This is a genomic window from Promicromonospora sp. NPDC059942 (assembly GCF_042731755.1).
GTDB lineage: Bacteria > Actinomycetota > Actinomycetes > Actinomycetales > Cellulomonadaceae > Promicromonospora.
In genome coordinates this window covers 106,373-121,264 of record NZ_JBHWLR010000011.1, presented here as the reverse complement: position 1 = coordinate 121,264, position 14,892 = coordinate 106,373, and the positions used below count along the sequence as shown (strand labels likewise).

The 14,892-nt window shown below is 73.9% G+C and carries 16 protein-coding genes; 10 read left to right on the top strand and 6 right to left on the bottom strand.

The features are described from left to right. Positions 1-10: 10 nt before the first annotated feature. The 3 genes from ACFV9Q_RS18630 to ACFV9Q_RS18620 all read right to left on the bottom strand — a co-directional run bounded on the left by ACFV9Q_RS18630 (position 11) and on the right by ACFV9Q_RS18620 (position 2,402). Entirely contained in the window at positions 11-862 is an 852-nt protein-coding gene (locus ACFV9Q_RS18630) for a 3-hydroxyacyl-CoA dehydrogenase family protein (RefSeq protein WP_377235600.1), read from the bottom strand. Beyond that, entirely contained in the window at positions 859-1,599 is a 741-nt protein-coding gene (locus tag ACFV9Q_RS18625) for an enoyl-CoA hydratase/isomerase family protein (protein ID WP_377235599.1), read from the bottom strand. Before ACFV9Q_RS18625 ends, ACFV9Q_RS18630 begins: the two co-directional genes overlap by 4 nt. Before the next feature lie 110 nt (positions 1,600-1,709). Further along, complete coding sequence (locus ACFV9Q_RS18620) at positions 1,710-2,402, bottom strand: TetR/AcrR family transcriptional regulator (protein WP_377235598.1); 693 nt, start codon at positions 2,400-2,402, stop codon at positions 1,710-1,712. A 101-nt stretch (positions 2,403-2,503) separates the two neighbouring features. Between ACFV9Q_RS18620 and paaA the strand changes: the two genes are divergently transcribed. From paaA to ACFV9Q_RS18590, 6 genes are read left to right on the top strand one after another with little or no spacing between them, the layout of a single operon-like run. Next, complete coding sequence (gene paaA / locus ACFV9Q_RS18615; RefSeq protein ID WP_377235597.1) at positions 2,504-3,493, top strand: 1,2-phenylacetyl-CoA epoxidase subunit PaaA; 990 nt, start codon at positions 2,504-2,506, stop codon at positions 3,491-3,493. Beyond that, on the top strand, positions 3,490-3,789 hold the full coding sequence (paaB, locus tag ACFV9Q_RS18610) for a 1,2-phenylacetyl-CoA epoxidase subunit PaaB (RefSeq protein WP_377235596.1): 300 nt from the start codon (positions 3,490-3,492) through the stop codon (positions 3,787-3,789). Before paaA ends, paaB begins: the two co-directional genes overlap by 4 nt. Before the next feature lie 50 nt (positions 3,790-3,839). After that, positions 3,840-4,667, top strand: coding sequence for a 1,2-phenylacetyl-CoA epoxidase subunit PaaC (paaC, locus tag ACFV9Q_RS18605; protein WP_377235595.1), 828 nt, complete (start codon positions 3,840-3,842; stop codon positions 4,665-4,667). Then, the gene (paaD, locus tag ACFV9Q_RS18600; RefSeq protein ID WP_377235594.1) at positions 4,667-5,200 is read left to right on the top strand and encodes a 1,2-phenylacetyl-CoA epoxidase subunit PaaD; all 534 of its coding nucleotides are present in this window, start codon (positions 4,667-4,669) and stop codon (positions 5,198-5,200) included. Before paaC ends, paaD begins: the two co-directional genes overlap by 1 nt. Then, positions 5,200-6,333, top strand: a complete 1,134-nt coding sequence (gene paaE / locus ACFV9Q_RS18595; protein ID WP_377235593.1) for a 1,2-phenylacetyl-CoA epoxidase subunit PaaE — start codon at positions 5,200-5,202, stop codon at positions 6,331-6,333. Before paaD ends, paaE begins: the two co-directional genes overlap by 1 nt. Next, entirely contained in the window at positions 6,330-7,100 is a 771-nt protein-coding gene (locus ACFV9Q_RS18590) for an enoyl-CoA hydratase/isomerase family protein (protein ID WP_377235592.1), read from the top strand. The genes paaE and ACFV9Q_RS18590 overlap by 4 nt, the downstream gene beginning before the upstream one ends. A 113-nt stretch (positions 7,101-7,213) precedes the next feature. On the opposite strand, the gene ACFV9Q_RS18585 is transcribed toward ACFV9Q_RS18590, so the two are convergent. Genes ACFV9Q_RS18585 through ACFV9Q_RS18575 form a run of 3 tightly spaced genes read right to left on the bottom strand, consistent with a single transcriptional unit; the run spans position 7,214 to position 10,763 of the window. Then, entirely contained in the window at positions 7,214-8,626 is a 1,413-nt protein-coding gene (locus ACFV9Q_RS18585; protein WP_377235591.1) for a dihydrolipoamide acetyltransferase family protein, read from the bottom strand. Next, positions 8,623-9,627 (bottom strand): alpha-ketoacid dehydrogenase subunit beta, encoded by a 1,005-nt coding sequence (locus tag ACFV9Q_RS18580; RefSeq protein ID WP_377235590.1) that lies wholly within the window; start codon positions 9,625-9,627, stop codon positions 8,623-8,625. Before ACFV9Q_RS18580 ends, ACFV9Q_RS18585 begins: the two co-directional genes overlap by 4 nt. After that, the gene (locus tag ACFV9Q_RS18575) at positions 9,627-10,763 is read right to left on the bottom strand and encodes a thiamine pyrophosphate-dependent enzyme (RefSeq protein WP_377235589.1); all 1,137 of its coding nucleotides are present in this window, start codon (positions 10,761-10,763) and stop codon (positions 9,627-9,629) included. Before ACFV9Q_RS18575 ends, ACFV9Q_RS18580 begins: the two co-directional genes overlap by 1 nt. 116 nt (positions 10,764-10,879) lie before the next feature. Between ACFV9Q_RS18575 and ACFV9Q_RS18570 the strand changes: the two genes are divergently transcribed. From ACFV9Q_RS18570 to ACFV9Q_RS18555, 4 genes are all read left to right on the top strand, one after another. Continuing rightward, entirely contained in the window at positions 10,880-11,362 is a 483-nt protein-coding gene (locus ACFV9Q_RS18570) for an Lrp/AsnC family transcriptional regulator (RefSeq protein ID WP_377235588.1), read from the top strand. Positions 11,363-11,397: 35 nt separating this feature from the next. Beyond that, positions 11,398-12,405, top strand: a complete 1,008-nt coding sequence (locus ACFV9Q_RS18565; protein ID WP_377235587.1) for a LacI family DNA-binding transcriptional regulator — start codon at positions 11,398-11,400, stop codon at positions 12,403-12,405. A 136-nt stretch (positions 12,406-12,541) separates the two neighbouring features. After that, complete coding sequence (locus tag ACFV9Q_RS18560) at positions 12,542-13,708, top strand: Gfo/Idh/MocA family protein (protein WP_377235586.1); 1,167 nt, start codon at positions 12,542-12,544, stop codon at positions 13,706-13,708. Continuing rightward, entirely contained in the window at positions 13,708-14,805 is a 1,098-nt protein-coding gene (locus ACFV9Q_RS18555) for a Gfo/Idh/MocA family protein (protein ID WP_377235585.1), read from the top strand. The genes ACFV9Q_RS18560 and ACFV9Q_RS18555 overlap by 1 nt, the downstream gene beginning before the upstream one ends. Positions 14,806-14,892: the final 87 nt, after the last annotated feature.

Genomic DNA, 14,892 nt, shown 5'->3' with positions numbered 1-14,892 from the left:
TCTGTGCAGGTCACTCGTCCCACGTGAAGAACCCCTCGCCGCTCTTGCGCCCCAGCCGGCCCGCCTCGACCATCGCCCGCAGCAGGCGCGGGACGGCGAACCGCTCCCCCAGCTCGCGCTCCAGGTGCTCGGCGATGCCGAGCCGCACGTCGAGGCCCACCAGGTCGGTCAGGCGCAGCGGCCCGACGGGGAACCGGTAGCCGCGCACCATGGCGGTGTCGATGTCAGCGGGCGAGGCGACGCCCTCCTCGACCATGCGGATCGCCTCCAGCGCGATCACCACGCCCAGGCGGGAGCTCGCGAAGCCCGGGGTGTCGGACACGACGATCGAGGCCTTGCCGAGCGCGGCGACCCAGACGCCGGCCTCGTCGATCAGGGCCGGCACCGTCGCCCGGCCGCGCACGATCTCCACGAGCGCGGAGGCGGGCACCGGGTTGAAGAAGTGCAGCCCGACGAAGCGCTCGGGGCGCTCCAGGTGGCCCGCGAGGGTGTCGATGGACAGCGACGACGTGTTGCTGGCCAGCCAGGCGGCCGGCGACAGCACCCGCTCGACGCGCGCCAGGACCTCGACCTTCGCGGCGAGGTCCTCCGGCACCGCCTCGACGACGAGGCCCGCCGGGCCGACGTCCGCGACGTCGGTGGTCACGCGCGCCCGGCCCGTCAGCTCGGCGGCGGTGCGCGGGGTGGTGCCGCGCTCGACGCTGGCGGTCACCGCCCGCTCCAGCCCCGCCAGCGCGCGGGCCGCCGACTCCGCGTCGCGCTCGACGACCACGACGTGGGCTCCCGTCAGGAGGAAGGCGTGGGCGATCCCGACGCCCATCCGGCCGCCGCCCACCACACCGATCTCCCGGGGCAGCGTCATCGCTTCCTCCGTTCCAGGAACGCGGTCATCCGCTCGCGCTTGGCCGGCGACTCGAACAGCACGGACTGCGCCAGGTCGTCGACGTCCGGGTGCGCCGCGCGCGGCGCCCGGAAGACCTGCTTGGTGTAGCGGACCGCAATCGGGTCCTGCTCGGCGATCCGGTCCGCCAGGGCGTCGGCCGCGCCCACCAGGTCGGACGACGGGTGGACCGCGCTCACCAGCCCCGCCGCCAGCGCCTCGGGGGCGTCGAGCACGCGGCCGGCGAGCAGGATCTCCAGCGCGAGCGTCTCGCCGACGAGCTCCTTGAGCCGCCAGGACGCGCCCGCCGCGGCGATGATCCCGAGCCCCACCTCGGGCTGGCCGAACCGGGCGTTCTCGCCGGCCAGCCGGAAGTCGGTCGCGTAGGCCAGCTCGGCGCCGCCCCCGAGGGCCCAGCCGTCGACGGCGGCGATGACCGGCATCGGCAGGCGGGCGATCCGTTCGAACAGGCGCGAGTTGATCCCGGCGAGTGCGTCGTCGCGCCCGCGCTCGCGCAGCTCGGCGATGTCGGCGCCGGAGGCGAAGACCCGCTCGGAGCCGGACAGGACGAGGATGCGCGGCCGGGCCTCCAGCTCGGCGCACACCTCGTGCAGCTCGCCGACCATCGCCCGGTCGATCGCGTTGCGCACCTCGGGCCGGTCGAGCCGGACGTGGAGGCGGTCCGCGCGGTCGTCGACGCGCCGCAACGCTGCTGCCATGGCCTCATCACCTGGGGGTCGCACCGGCGTAGCGTCGTCGCGCTACTTACTGACCGTTCGTTCTGTGCAGCATGGCATGCGGGACGGCCGGGTTCAAGAGCACGGCTTCGTCAGCGGCGGGCGTCGGGCTGGGCGCGCAGCCCCTCGAACGCCATGGCGACGACGGCGTCGGCGAGCTGGTCGGCCGTGAGCCCGCCGCCGGGGCGGTACCACTCGACCAGCGAGTTGACCATGCCGAAGAGCAGGCGGGTGGCGGTGCGCGCGTCGACGTCCGACCGGAGGGCGCCGTCCGCGACCGCCTCCTCGACCAGGCGCGCCACGGCGTGGTCGAACTCGCGGCGCCGCGCGAGCGCCTCGCGCTCGACGTCGGTGTTGCCGCGCAGGCGCAGCAGCAGCGTTACGAAGGGCAGCTCCTCCACGAGCACACGCACGGCGCCGCGGAGCACCCGTTCGAGCCGGTCGAGCGCGGTCGGCGCGGCGGCGTCCGGCTGCCCGTCCGGCTCGTCGCCCGGCCCCTCGCCTGGCTCCGCGCCCGGTTCCTGGAGCAGGGCCTCGAGGTTGCCGAGCGCCCGCTCCAGCGCCAGCCGCAGCAGCTCCTGCTTGCCGCTGACGTGGTAGTAGATCGCGGACTTGCTGGTCCCGAGGCGTTCGGCGAGCTCGCCCATCGACGTCGCGTCGTACCCGCGGTCGTTGAACGCCTGGACCGCGACGGCCAGCACCGCGTCCAGGTCGTACGCCACGCGCCCCGCGCGCCCGTTGCCGCCCCGTCGAGCGGGTGCGGGAGCGGCGTCGGACTGATCCATGCGAGCCAACCTAACCGACGGCGAGGGCGTTGCCGCCGCCCCCACCCCGGTGCTAGCCTGACTGAACGATCGGTAAGTAGGGCTCCAGCACAGGAGACGGTATGCCTGCACACGACCCGCCCACGACCGCTGCCCCGGAGGCCGACCCCCGGGAGGCCGCGCGGCTCGCGGCGTTCGACGCCCTCATCGCCGCCGACCAGCGCATCGAGCCAACGGACTGGATGCCGCCGGCGTACCGGAAGGCGCTGGTGCGGCAGATGTCGCAGCACGCGCACTCCGAGATCATCGGCATGCAGCCGGAGGGCAACTGGATCACGCGCGCGCCCAGCCTCAAGCGCAAGGCGATCCTCATGGCCAAGGTGCAGGACGAGGCCGGGCACGGGCTCTACCTCTACTCGGCCGCCGAGACGCTCGGGACCACCCGCGACGAGATGCTCGACGCCCTGCACTCCGGCAAGGCCAAGTACTCCTCGATCTTCAACTACCTCGCGCCGTCCTGGGCCGACATGGGCTCGATCGGCTGGCTCGTGGACGGCGCCGCCATCGCCAACCAGGTGCCGCTGTGCCGCGCGTCCTACGGCCCGTACGGGCGCGCGATGGTGCGGATCTGCAAGGAGGAGTCGTTCCACCAGCGGCAAGGCTTCGAGATCCTGCTGGCGCTGATGAACGGCACGCCGGAGCAGCAGGCCATGGCGCAGGAGTCCGTGAACCGCTGGTACGCGCCGGCCCTGATGATGTTCGGCCCGCCCGACGCCGAGTCGCCCAACTCGCGGCAGAGCATGGCCTGGAAGGTCAAGCGCTTCTCGAACGACGAGCTGCGCCAGCGGTTCGTCGACATGATCGTGCCGCAGGCCGAGATCCTCGGCATCACGCTGCCCGACCCCGACCTGCGCTGGAACGAGGAGCGCGGCCACCACGACTTCGGCGAGCTCGACTGGGACGAGTTCCACGCCGTCCTGCACGGGAACGGGCAGGCGAACGCGCTGCGCCTGGCCAAGCGCCGCGCCGCGCACGCCGAGGGCGAGTGGGTGCGCGAGGCCGCCCGGGCGTACGCCGAGCGGACCGCGACGAACGAACGGATGGCGTCATGACCGAGGAACCACGCCGGGAGACCTGGCCCCTGTGGGAGGTGTTCGTGCGCTCGGCGCGCGGCCTCTCCCACGTGCACGCCGGCTCGCTGCACGCGCCGGACGCCGAGCTGGCGGTGCGCAACGCCCGCGACCTGTACACCCGCCGCAGCGAGGGGGTCTCGATCTGGGTGGTGCCCGCCGCCGCGATCACGGCGTCGGACCCCGACGCGAAGGACGCGTGGTTCGAGTCCCCACGCGGCAAGGACTTCCGGCACGCGACGTACTACACGGCGTCGCAGGTCGTGCCGCACCTCTGACCCGTACCGCCGGCCACCGGCCGGACGGCCCGACGCTCGATGGAGAGCCCATGCAGAACCAGCACCAGTCCCCGTCCGCGGTGCTCACGCCCGAGGCGATCGCCGCCCGGGTCGCCCCGCAGGACAGCCCCGCCCGGGCCGCCGACGACGTCGCGCGATACGCGCTCGGCCTGGGCGACGACGCCCTGGTCCTGGCGCAGCGGCTGGGCTCGTGGATTGCGGCGGCGCCCGAGCTGGAGGAGGACGTCGCGCTCGGGAACATCGCGCTCGACACCCTGGGGCACGCGCGCGGCCTGCTGACCTACGCGGGTTCCGCCTGGGACCAGACCGAGGACGACCTCGCGTACTTCCGGGACGAGCCGGACTTCCGGTGCCGGCAGATCTTCGAGCGGCCCAACGGCGACTTCGCGTGCACGATCGCCCGGCAGCTCGTCGTGTCGGCCTACTTCACCGTGCTCTACCGGGGTCTGGCCGGCAGCTCCGACCCGACGCTGGCGGCCATCGCCGCCAAGGCGGTCAAGGAGGTGGACTACCACCTGGACCACGCCACGCTCTGGACCGTGCGCCTGGCGCTCGGCACGGAGGAGTCGCAGCGGCGGATGACCGCCGGGCTGGAGGAGATCTGGCCGTTCGTGGACGAGCTGTTCGCCGCGGATCCCGCCGCCGACTCCGTCCCGGACGTAGCGGTGCCGCCCGCCGGGCTGCGCGAGCCGTTCGACGCGCTGCTGCTGCCGGTGCTCGACCGCGCCGAGCTGTCCGTCCCGGGGGTCGCCGCCGTCCGCGGCGGCGGCCGGACCGGGATGCACTCCGAGGCGCTGGGGCCGCTGCTCGCGGAGATGCAGGTGCTGGCCCGGCGGCACCCGGGGGCGGTGTGGTGATGAGTACCGTCGACAGCGCCGTCGAGGTCGAGCGGGTCGCCCGGCCCCGTCCGGGGACCGAGCCGGAGCGCGCCGTCTGGGACGCCGCGGCGGAGGTCACCGACCCCGAGGTGCCGGTCCTGACCATCGAGGACCTCGGCGTGCTGCGCGGCGTGCGCTTCGTGGACGGGTCGCCCGTCGTGGACATCACGCCCACCTACTCGGGCTGCCCCGCCGTCGACGCGATCCGCGACGACATCGTCGCCGTGCTCGGCGAGCGCGGCTTCCCCGGGGCGCGCGTGGACGTGGTGCTCTCCCCCGCGTGGACGACCGACTGGATGAGCGACGCCGGCCGCCGCAAGCTGGTGGAGCACGGGATCGCCCCGCCCGGCCGCCGGGCCGGCGGCGTCGTCGCGCTGGGGCTGGGCGTGCGGTGCCCCCGGTGCGGCTCGCTGCACACGCGCGAGCTCGCGCGGTTCGGCTCGACGGCGTGCAAGGCGCTGTACGTCTGCCAGCGCTGCCGGGAGCCCTTCGACCACTTCAAGGAGCACTGATGCCGGTCGCCGACGCCGGTGTGCCCGCCGCGCCCGGCACGCGGCGTCGCGCCCGGTTCCACCCGCTCACGGTCGCCGCGGTGCGCACGCTGACGGCGGACGCCGTCGAGGTGACGTTCGACGTCCCGGACGACCTCGCCGACGCCTACTCGTACGCACCCGGACAGTACGTCGCCCTGCGCGCGCGGGTCGACGGCGAGGAGGTGCGCCGCACCTACTCGATCTGCCAGGCGCCCGTGCCCGGCTCGCTCAAGGTGGGCATCAAGCGCGACATGGGCGGGCTGTTCTCGCCCTGGGCGATCGACCACCTCGCCCCGGGGATGACGCTCGACGTGATGAGCCCCGAGGGCCTGTTCGTGTCGCACCGCCCGCCCGGCCAGGGCGGACGCGTGGTCGGGGTCGCGGCGGGCAGCGGCATCACGCCGATGATGTCGCTCGTGGAGCACACGCTCGGCGCGGCGGCGGACAGCACGTTCGACCTGGTCTACTCCAACCGGACCACGACGGACACGATGTTCGTGGACGAGCTCGCCGATCTCAAGGACCGCTACCCCGCCCGCCTGGCCCTGCACCACGTGCTCACCCGCGAGCGCCGGGGCGCCGAGCTGCTCTCGGGCCGTCTCGACGCCGACCGGCTGCGCCGCATCGTGACGGCCCTGATCGGGCCGGACAACGTGGACGAGTGGTTCCTGTGCGGACCGTTCGAGATGGTGCAGACCTGCCGGGCGGTGCTGGAGGAGCTGGGGGTGCCGCCGGAGCGGGTGCGGCACGAGCTGTTCACGACCGGCCGGCCGGAGCGTCCGGCGGCGCCGCGCGGGGCCCCGCCGGCGTCCGACGTTCCAGGCGGCGAGGCGCACTCGATCTCGTTCCGGCTCGACGCGGCGACGTCGACGGTGACCAGCCCGGCCGGGGCGCGCGAGAGCGTGCTGAACGCCGCCCTGCGGGTGCGCGGCGACGTGCCGTTCGCGTGCGCCGGTGGCGTGTGCGGCACATGTCGGGCAAAACTGGTCTCGGGCACGGTGGAGATGGCGGAGAACTACGCGCTGGAGCCCGAGGAGCTGGCGCGTGGCTACGTCCTGACGTGCCAGGCGATCCCCACCAGCGAGGAGATCTTCGTGGACTACGACTCATGATCACGCTCACGATCGAGGACGACGTCGCCGAGGTGGTGCTCGACGCGCCCGGCCGGCTGAACGCCCTGGACGAGGTGGGCCTCGCCGAGCTGGACGACGCCTACCGGCAGGCGGAGGCCGCGGGCGTGCGGGCGCTGCTCCTGCGGGGCGAGGGCCGGGCGTTCTGCGCCGGCCGCGACATCTCGGGGGTGGACCCGGCCACCGACGACGCGCTGGGCTACCTCCGCAACCGGGTTACCCCGCTGCTGTGGCGCATGGCCGCATTCCCGGCGCCGACGTTCGCCGCGGCCCACGGCGCGTGCCTGGGCGTGGGGCTGGGCCTGCTCATCGCCACCGACGTCGTCTACGTCGCGGACGACGCGAAGGTCGGCTCACCGTTCGCGAACCTCGGGGCGACGCTCGACTCGGGCGGGCACGCGCTCTTCGTCGAGCGCCTGGGCGCGCACCGCACGCTCGACCTGGTCTACACGGGCGAGCTCATGAGCGGGGCCGAGGCCGTCGCCGCCGGGCTGTTCTCGCGGGCCGTGCCGGGTCCGGAGCTGCTCTCCTTCACGCGCGACCGGGTCGAGAGGGTCGCGCACGGGGCGACGAGCGCCTTCCTCGCCTCGAAGCGCCTGGTCGCCGAGCTGCGCGACGAGCGGATCGCGTTCTGGGCCTCCGTGGCGCACGAGAGCGAGGCGCAGGGCGACCTCAGCCTCACCGACGACTACCGGGAGGGCTTCGCGGCCTTCCAGGAGAAGCGGCGCCCGAAGTTCACGGGCCGCTGACTGTGCGGCCGTCGGCCGGCCGTCGGGCTGACCCGCGTTCAGCAGGCTGTCGGCGGCCGTCAGCCCTCGGGTGATGGTCGTCGACAGCCTGCTGAACGTGAGTCAGCTCGGCGTCACAGGCGGACTATCGCCGGGAGCGGGTTTTCCAGCGCGTCCGCGACCTGGCGCATGAAGCCCGCCGCCGTGCCGCCGTCGCAGACCCGGTGGTCGAAGACGAAGGACATCTGCGTGATCTTGCGCGGCACGATCTGGCCGTCGACCACCCAGGGCCGGTCGATGATCCGGCCGAAGCCCAGGATCGCGACCTGCGGGTGGTTGATGATCGCGGCGCTGCCGTCGACCCCGAGGCTGCCGTAGTTGTTCAGCGTGAACGTGCCGGCAGTGAGCTCCTCGGGCGTGGCCTTCCCGACCCGGGCGCGCGCGGTGAGGTCGCGCAGCGCCCCGTCGAGCTCGCGCGTGGTCATCGCGTCGGCCCCGAGCACTGCCGGCGCGACGAGCCCGGCCTCGCCCTGGACGGCGATGCCGAGGTTGACCGCGTCGCACACGACGATCTCGTCGCGCTCGGCGTCGAACCGCGCGTTGAGCACCGGGTAGGCCTCCAGGCCCGCGACGACGAACCGGGCGATGTGGGACAGCAGCCCGGGCCCGGGGTCGTCCGGGGTGCGGGTGGCCTCGCGCAGCTCCCAGAGCGCGGTGGCGTCGACGTCGACCCAGACGGTCGCCTCCGGGATCTCCGCGCGGCTGCGCGAGAGCACCCGCGACGCCGAGCGCCGGAAGCCGCTGAGCGGGACGCGGTGCTCGCCGGGGGCCGACGACGCGACGGCGGGGGCCTCGCCCGGGAGCGCCGACGGGACCGAGGCTGTGCGCGCCCGCTCGACCGCGGCGCGCACGTCCGAGCGCGTGACGGTCCCGCCCGCGCCCGTCGGCGGGATCGCGGCCAGGTCCAGGCCGGCCTCGCGGGCCAGCCGCCGGACGATCGGGGAGATCACGCGGACGGGCCGGCTGTCGTGCGGGGGTTCGGGGTGCGGGACGCCGTCGTCGGCCGGGGCCGAGACAGCGGCCGGTACGGCGAGCGTCGTCGGCCGCGCCCCGCGCGGCCGGCGCCGCCGTCCCGTGCCGGGGTGCGCGGAGGTGCCGTACCCGACCAGCACGTTGCCGGAGCCGGCCTGCTCCTCGGTGCGGTAGGCCTCGGCCGCGGGATCGGGCTCCGGATCGGGCTCCGGATCGGGCTCGGGCTGCGGGTCGGGCTCCGGGTCCGGTGCGGGCTCAGGGCCGTCGGCCGCGATCGTGATCAGCGGCCGGCCCACCTCCACGCACTCCCCCTCGGCCGCGTGCAGCACACCCACCCGGCCGGCGTACGGGCACGGCACCTCGACCACCGACTTGGCCGTCTCCACCTCCGCCACGGGCTGGTCCATGCTCACGACGTCACCCACGGCGACGAGCCACTGCACCACCTCGGCCTCCGTCAGGCCCTCGCCGAGGTCGGGCAGCAGGAAGGTCTGCTCGGTCGTGGTGCTGGTCATGCGTCCTCCCACTGCAGGTCGTCGACGGCGTCGAGGATCCGGTCGACGGACGGGAGCTGGAGGTGCTCCAGCTTGGGCGGCGGGTACGGGATGTCGAAGCCCGTGACGCGCCGCACCGGGGCCGCGAGCGAGTGGAAGCACCGCTCGCTCACCCGCGCTGCGATCTCACCGGCCACGCTGCCGAACCCGGCCGCCTCGGCGACCACGACGGCACGCCCGGTCGACTCCACGGCCGCGCAGACCCCGGCGTCGTCGAACGGGACGATCGAGCGCACGTCGACGACCTGGAGGCTGCGGCCGTCGCGCGCGGCCGCCTCGGCGGCCTCCAGCGCGACCGGCACGGACGTGCCGTAGGCGATCAGCGTGGCGTCGGTCCCCGGACGGCGCACGACGGCCGTGCCGATGCCCGGCCCGCCGCCGTCCGCCAGGGACACCTCGCCCTTGGCCCAGTACAGCTTCTTCGGCTCGAGGAAGACCACCGGGTCGGGCGAGGCGATCGCCTCGCGCAGGAGCCAGTAGGCGTCCGAGGGGTTCGACGGCGCGACGACGTGCAGCCCGGGCGTGTGCGCGTAGTAGGCCTCCGACGAGTCGCTGTGGTGCTCGACCCCGCCCACGCCGCCCGCGTACGGGACCCGGATGACCAGGGGCAGCTCGACGCGCCCGCGCGTCCGGTTCCGCATCTTCGCGATGTGGCTGACCACCTGCTCGAACGCCGGGTAGGCGAAGGCGTCGAACTGCATCTCGATCACGGGCCGCATGCCGTTCATCGCGAGGCCCACGGCGAAACCCGCGATGCCGGCCTCGGCGAGCGGGGTGTCGAAGCAGCGGTCCTCGCCGAACTCGGCGGTGAGCCCGTCGGTGACCCGGAAGACGCCGCCGAGCGGGCCGACGTCCTCGCCCAGCACGAGGACCGTGGGGTCCTCGGCGAGCGCGTCGCGCAGCGCCCGGTTGATCGCCTGGGCGGTGCTGAGCGTCTCGCGCTCCACGGCGGTGCTGGTCATCAGGGGGCGTCCTCTCGGCTCGGTTCGTCACGGCCCGGCTCGTCACGGCCCGGCTCGTCACGGCTCAGCTCGTCCTGCACCAGGGCGAGCTGCTCCACGAGCTGCGGCGTCGGCTTCGAGTAGACGAAGCGGAACAGGTCCTCGGGGTCCGGCACGACGTCGACGGCGATCCCGTCCCGGGTGTGCCGCGCGAGCCGCTCGGCGGCGTCGGCGTGGGCCGCGGCGCGCGCGTCGTCGAGCAGGCCGGCCCCGCGCAGGTAGGCATCCAGCCGCAGCAGCGGGTCCTTGGCCGCCCAGGCCGCGACCTCGTCGTCGCCGCGGTAGCGGGTCGCGTCGTCGGCGTTGGTGTGGGCCTGCATGCGGTAGGTGCGGCCCTCGACGAGCTGCGGCCCTTCGCCGGCCCGGGCACGGCCGACCGCCGCGGACAGGACGCTGAGCAGGGCGGCGAGGTCGTTGCCGTCCACCTGTTCGCCGGGCACGCCGTAGCCCACGCCCTTGTGCGCAAGCGACGGCGCGACCGTCTGCCGGGACAGCGGCACCGAGATCGCGTACTGGTTGTTCTGCACGAAGAAGACCACCGGTGCCCGGAAGACGGCGGCGAAGTTCAGCGCCTCGTGGAAGTCGCCCTCGCTCGTGGCGCCGTCGCCGCACATCGCCAGCACCACTGTGCTCTCCCCGCGCAGCCGCGCCGCGTGCGCCACCCCCACGGCGTGCGGGAGCTGCGTCGCGAGCGGCGTGGCGAGGGGCGCGACGCGGCGCTCGTACGGGTCGTACCCCGAGTGCCAGTCGCCCTTGAGCAGGCCGAGCACCTCCACGGGGTCCACGCCGCGCGCCACGGCCGCGGCGGTGTCGCGGTAGGTCGGGAAGAGCCAGTCCTCCTCCGTGAGCACCTGCGCGGCCGCGACCTGGCAGGCCTCCTGCCCGTACGACGACGGGTAGACCGCGAGACGCCCCTGCCGCACGAGCACCGAGGCCTGCTCGTTGAAGCGGCGGGCGGTGACCATGCCCGCGAGGCCGCGGAGCAGGTCGTCGGCCGCGGGGAGCGCGGCCGGGTCGTCGGCCGTGGGCCGGCCGTCCGGGTCGAGGAGCATCACCGGCTCGCGGGACGGCAGCATGAGATCTTCGCTGATCACCATGTAGATATACTGGTCAAAGTTCCATTCGGATTCCATCAACGACGAGGATCCGAGAACCCGTCCAGTCATGACCGGGTCACACGATCCAAATGTCCAGCACAGAAGGGGCTGAGGGCGTGGTGGCGAGACAAGTGGCAGCGGGCCTCGACGACGTCGACCGGCGCATCATCGACGAGCTGCGCCGGGACGGCCGGATGTCCATGCGAACCCTCGCCGAGACGCTGCACATCTCGCGGGCCAACGCCTACGTGCGTGTGCAGCGGCTGGAGTCCACCGGGGTGATCCGCGGCTACCGCGCGGAGATCGACCCGGTGCTCGCCGGGCTGGGCACGTCGGCCTACGTGACGGTCAACCTGGACCAGGCGCAGTGGCGCTCGGTCCGCGAGGAGCTGCGCACCCTGCGCGGCGTCGAGCACATCGGCCTGGTCGGCGGGGAGTTCGACCTCGTCCTGCTGGTCCGCGCCCGCGACAACGCCGACCTGCGGCACCTGATCCTGGACCAGATCCAGGGCATGAACGGCATCGTGAACACCCACACGCTGCTGGTCTTCGAGGAGCCGGTGCCCGCGGGCCCCGCACCGGCGGCGCCGGCGAGCTGATGCGGCCGGTCCCGGCGAGAGGGGACACTGTGTCGATGTCAGCCCGCCAGCCCACCAGCCACGACGTCGCGCGCGCCGCCGGAGTCTCGCAGTCGACGGTCAGCTACGCCCTGTCCGGCAAGGGCACGATCGCGCCCCGGACCCGCGAGCACGTGCTCGCGGTCGCGGCGTCGATGGGCTACCGGCCCAACCTCGCGGCGCGGTCGATGCGCACCCAGCGCTCGGGCCGGCTCGCCGTGGTCACCGGCGTGACGGTGGACAACCGGCTGCGCATGCTCACCGGCGCCGCGGAGGTCGCGGCCGAGGCGGGCTACGCCGTGGACACCCACAGCGTCGACGGGACGGCCGAGGCCCGCACCGAGCGCGTCGTCGACCTCGCGCGGGGCGGCCAGGTCGAGGGCGTGCTGACGTTCCTCCCGGTGGTCCCGGACGCGCTCACCCTCGACGAGGACTCCGCCCCGGTCGTGGCCGAGACGGCGCTCGACGAGCAGCTCCGCACCACCGGCGAGCTCGCCGACGCGGGCCTGCTCGGCACCGTGATCTCGGCGCTCGTCGCCGCCGGGCACCGCCGGTTCCTGCACGTGGCGGGGCCCGACCACTTCGCCTCGGCGCGCTCCCGGCGCGACGTCTACCTCGCGGAGGTCGACCGCCTCGGCGTCGAGTCGCTCGGCGTCGTCGGCAGCGCCTGGTCCCCCGAGTCGGGCCGCGAGGCCATGCTCGCCCTGCCCGACGACGCCCCGCCGCTCGCCGTGATCGCCGCCAACGACTACGTGGCGCTCGGCGTGCTGCGCGGCGCGGCGGAGCGCGGCTGGTCCGTCCCGGGCGACCTGGTCGTCACCGGCTGGGACGACGCCGACTTCAGCGCGTTCACGACGCCGTCGCTCACCACGATCCCCGTGGACTTCGTCGAGGCCGGACGGCGCGCGATGCGCCGGCTCGTCGCGGCGGTGCGGCACGAGGAGCCCCCGGCGCACTCGGCGCCGCTCCAGCGCGTCGTGTGGCGGGAGTCGACGGGGGCGCTCACGCCCGCCGTCGTCCCCTGACGGCCGACCGGCCCTTGACATCCCGCGCACCGGACATGACGATGTTGAACCGTTGCATCATACGTATGATGCGATCCGCGACGTCGCACCGTTCCGCTGGTCGGCGTCGTGACGTCGTCGTCCAACCGGAGGAAGCATGCTCAAGATCGGCATCGTCGGGACCGGCGGTATCGCCGGTGCGCACGCCGAGGGATACCGCCGCTTCGCGCAGGAGTGCGAGGTCGTCGCCGTCTGCGACATCGTCCCGGGCAAGGCCGCGGAGCAGCGCGCGCGGCTCCAGGTGCCCGGCGCGCGGGCCTACGAGAGCATCGAGGAGCTGCTGGCCGCCGAACCGGACCTCGACCTGGTGAGCATCACGACGCCGCCGTCGACCCACGCGGAGCTGACCGTCACCGCACTGCGGGCCGGGGTGGACGTGCTGGTCGAGAAGCCGATGGCGCCCTCGCTGGAGGAGTGCGACGCGATGATCGCGGCCGCCGCCGAGCACGGCCGCGTGCTGTCCGTCGTGGCACAGAACCGCTTCCGGGACGACATGGCCACGCTCAAGGAGGTGCTGGACTCCGGCCTGGCCGGGCCGGTCTCGCACGTCCAGGTGAACTCGGCGTGGTGGCGCGGCACGGCCTACTACGACCTGTGGTGGCGCGGCACGTGGGAGTCCGAGGGCGGCGGCTGCACCCTGAACCACGCGATCCACCACCTCGACCTGACGCAGTGGATGCTGGGCGCGCCCCGCGCGGTCACGGCCGTGCTGACCAATGCCGCGCACGAGAACGCCGAGGTCGAGGACCTGTCCGTCGCCGTACTCCAGTACGACCGGGCGCTGGCCGAGGTGACGAGCTCGGTGGTGCACCACGGCGAGGAGCAGGCGATCGTCGTGCAGGGCCGCGAGGCCCGCATCTCGCAGCCGTGGAAGGTGGTGGCCTCGGCCGCCTCGCCGAACGGCTTCCCCGCCCCTGGCGGCAACCCGGAGCGCGTCGCGGAGATCGAGGCCCTGGCCGCGGCCCGGGAGCCGCTGGCGCACGTGGGCCACAACGGGCAGATCGGGGACACGCTGGCCGCCGTCCGCGAGCGCCGCGAGCCCGCCGTCACGGGCGCCGACGGCCGCCGCGCCGTGGAGCTGGTGACCGCGATCTACCAGGCCGGGATCGAGCGGCGCACGGTGGACCTGCCGCTGCGGCCCGACGACCCGTATTACCGCACGGGCACACTGGTGGCACGTGCGCCGCACTTCTTCGAGAAGACCGCGTCGGTGGGCGACCTGCCCGGCGCGATCACCGTCGGCAGCAGCCAGGAGGCGAACTGATGAACGCGAGCAGCGGTGCCAACTACGCACCCGAGCCGGTACCCGACCCCGTGGTGGGCGCGGGCGACTTCCCCTTCGCCGCGGTCCGGCTGGACCACGGCCACATCTACGGCATGGCTGAGGGCCTCCAGGCCGCGGGCGGCACCGTGAAGTGGGTCTACGACCCGGATCCCGCCAAGGTGGAGGCATTCCGGAAGAAGTTCCCCGACGTGCGCGTCGCGCGCAGCGAGGACGAGGTGTTCGACGACGACGAGGTGCGGCTGGTCGCCGGCGCCGCCGTCACGTCCGAGCGCTGCGCCCTGGGCCTGCGCGCCATCGAGGCGGGCAAGGACTACTTCACGGACAAGGCCCCGCTGACCACGCTCGACCAGCTCGCGGCGGCCCGGGAGGCCACCGCGCGGACCGGCCGCAAGTACGCCGTGTACTACTCGGAGCGCATCCACGTCGAGGCGGCGGTCCTGGCCGACCAGCTCGTCGAGCGCGGCTCGATCGGCCGCGTGCTGCAGGTCATGGGCCTGGGCCCGCACCGCCTCGGCACGGGCCGCCCCGACTGGTTCTTCGAGAAGGACAAGTACGGCGGCATCCTCTGCGACATCGGCAGCCACAACTTCGAGCAGATGCTGCACTACGCGGGCGCCAAGGACGCGCAGGTGACGCACGCCGCCATCGCCAACTACAACCACCCGGAGCACCCGGAACTGGACGACTTCGGCGAGGCCAACATCGTCATGGACAACGGCGCGGCGGGATACTGCCGGGTCGACTGGTTCACCCCCGACGGCCTGAGCACCTGGGGCGACGGGCGCACGTTCATCCTCGGCACCGAGGGCTACATCGAGCTGCGCAAGTACGTGAACGTGGGCACCGACGAGGGCCCCGGGCACGTCTTCCTGGCCAACCGCGAGGGTGAGCACCACCTCGTCGCCAAGGGGAACGTGGGCTACCCGTACTTCGGCAGGCTCATCCTCGACTGCCTGGAGCGCACCGAGAACGCGATGACGCAGGAGCACGCGTTCAAGGCTGCCGAGCTCAGCGTCCAGGCCCAGCTCGCGGCGCGGGTGCTGACGCCCGACGCCGAGGGCGCGGGGATCGGCTGACCGTTCGCCTCGTGGGCCGGGGCCGGAGGGCCGGGGCCGGGGGTCCCCCCCCCCCCGCCGAGGACAGCGGACGAGATATGTTGTTTC

What these genes read in the sequence shown, in the direction of transcription:
- ACFV9Q_RS18630 (WP_377235600.1), bottom strand. Translation starts at nt 862, where the DNA reads ATGACGCTGCCCCGGGAGATCGGTGTGGTGGGCGGCGGCCGGATGGGC.
- ACFV9Q_RS18625 (WP_377235599.1), bottom strand. Translation starts at nt 1,599, where the DNA reads ATGGCAGCAGCGTTGCGGCGCGTCGACGACCGCGCGGACCGCCTCCAC.
- ACFV9Q_RS18620 (WP_377235598.1), bottom strand. Translation starts at nt 2,402, where the DNA reads ATGGATCAGTCCGACGCCGCTCCCGCACCCGCTCGACGGGGCGGCAAC.
- paaA (WP_377235597.1), top strand. Translation starts at nt 2,504, where the DNA reads ATGCCTGCACACGACCCGCCCACGACCGCTGCCCCGGAGGCCGACCCC.
- paaB (WP_377235596.1), top strand. Translation starts at nt 3,490, where the DNA reads ATGACCGAGGAACCACGCCGGGAGACCTGGCCCCTGTGGGAGGTGTTC.
- paaC (WP_377235595.1), top strand. Translation starts at nt 3,840, where the DNA reads ATGCAGAACCAGCACCAGTCCCCGTCCGCGGTGCTCACGCCCGAGGCG.
- paaD (WP_377235594.1), top strand. Translation starts at nt 4,667, where the DNA reads ATGAGTACCGTCGACAGCGCCGTCGAGGTCGAGCGGGTCGCCCGGCCC.
- paaE (WP_377235593.1), top strand. Translation starts at nt 5,200, where the DNA reads ATGCCGGTCGCCGACGCCGGTGTGCCCGCCGCGCCCGGCACGCGGCGT.
- ACFV9Q_RS18590 (WP_377235592.1), top strand. Translation starts at nt 6,330, where the DNA reads ATGATCACGCTCACGATCGAGGACGACGTCGCCGAGGTGGTGCTCGAC.
- ACFV9Q_RS18585 (WP_377235591.1), bottom strand. Translation starts at nt 8,626, where the DNA reads ATGACCAGCACCACGACCGAGCAGACCTTCCTGCTGCCCGACCTCGGC.
- ACFV9Q_RS18580 (WP_377235590.1), bottom strand. Translation starts at nt 9,627, where the DNA reads ATGACCAGCACCGCCGTGGAGCGCGAGACGCTCAGCACCGCCCAGGCG.
- ACFV9Q_RS18575 (WP_377235589.1), bottom strand. Translation starts at nt 10,763, where the DNA reads ATGGTGATCAGCGAAGATCTCATGCTGCCGTCCCGCGAGCCGGTGATG.
- ACFV9Q_RS18565 (WP_377235587.1), top strand. Translation starts at nt 11,398, where the DNA reads ATGTCAGCCCGCCAGCCCACCAGCCACGACGTCGCGCGCGCCGCCGGA.
- ACFV9Q_RS18560 (WP_377235586.1), top strand. Translation starts at nt 12,542, where the DNA reads ATGCTCAAGATCGGCATCGTCGGGACCGGCGGTATCGCCGGTGCGCAC.
- ACFV9Q_RS18555 (WP_377235585.1), top strand. Translation starts at nt 13,708, where the DNA reads ATGAACGCGAGCAGCGGTGCCAACTACGCACCCGAGCCGGTACCCGAC.